Consider the following 1,230-nt stretch of genomic DNA (forward strand, 5'->3'; position numbering starts at 1 on the left):
TGATCTTACCCAGCAATCGTGGACACCGATCTAAGCGATCATTCGGGCCTCAAAGGCCTCCGGGCTGATCATCCCAATCGCACTGTGCCGGCGCTGCCGGTTGTAGTCCATCTCGATATACTCGAACACGTGCCGCCGCATGGCGTCCCGAGTCTCGAATCGCTCGCCATGGATCGCCTCGACCTTGAGGCTGTGGAAGAAGCTCTCGGCACAGGCATTGTCGTAGCAGTTGCCCCTGGCACTCATGCTGCACTTCAGGTCGTGCCGGGTCAGTAGCGACTGGTACAGGGTCGAGCAGTACTGGCTACCGCGATCCGAGTGGACGACGACCTTCTTGGGCATCTTACGGCGCCACAACGCCATCTGGAGCGCGTCCACTGTCAGGTCGGCAGTCATTCGCTCGCTCATCGCCCAGCCGATCACCTTGCGTGAAAACAGATCGATCAGCACCGCCAGATAGAGCCATCCTTCACCGGTCGCCAGATAGGTGATGTCGCCGACCCATTTCTCGTTCGGCGCCATGGCAGTGAAGTCTTGCTCCAGCAGGTTGGGTGCCACTGCCAGCGAGTGTCGCGAGTTCGTCGTCGCCTTGAACTTGCGCGCCGCCTTGGCGCGAAGTCCCTGGCGTCGCAGGCTGGCAGCGACGGTCTTGCGATTCACCGCCAGGCCATCGTGAACCAGGTCCGGCACCAATCTGGGGGCGCCTGAGCGCCCCTTCCGGCGCTTGAAGGCCTCGGCCACTCGCTGGTCGAGAACCGCCTGCTGGCGGCGCCTCTGGGACGGTTCACCCTCACGCTGCCGCCAAGCGTAGTAGCCACTGCGAGCAACCCCGAGAACTCCGCACATCCGCTGGATGCTGAATGCCTGACGATGCTGGTGGATGAAGGCGTACTTCACTTGAGGTGCTTGGCGAAGTACGCGGCCGCCTTTTTTGTGATTTCAAGCTCTTCCGACTTCTCGGCCAGTTGTCGCTTGAGTCGGGCGTTCTCATCGGCCAGAGCTTGCTCACGTACTGAAGCGCTTTGCTGCTGCTGGGCCTTGGCTCGCCACTGGTAGAGCTGGCTGGACTGGAGGCCAAGTTCTCGGGCGGCGGCACTGATGCCAACGCGGTCGGCGAGTGCCAGCGCCTCGGCCTTGTAGTCCTGGGAGTAGCGGGTACGGGTCTTCTTCATCGAAGCTGTTTGCCTTGCCATGGGTCACCTCGTCTTAGTGTACTGCCTTAACGGGGTG

At 61.7% G+C, this 1,230-nt stretch carries 1 protein-coding gene; it reads right to left on the reverse strand.

Annotated elements, in window-relative coordinates; translation table 11 throughout:
• Positions 1-30: 30 nt before the first annotated feature.
• Positions 31-1,193 (reverse strand): IS3 family transposase gene (locus DOM54_RS19605; protein ID WP_110717945.1). Its coding sequence is split into 2 segments (ribosomal slippage): positions 31-935 and positions 935-1,193, totalling 1,164 coding nucleotides; the frame shifts between segments, so codons are not numbered across the junction.
• Positions 1,194-1,230 lie beyond the last annotated feature (37 nt).

Origin of the sequence: Salinicola acroporae, from assembly GCF_003206615.1 — a bacterium.
Lineage (GTDB): Bacteria > Pseudomonadota > Gammaproteobacteria > Pseudomonadales > Halomonadaceae > Salinicola > Salinicola acroporae.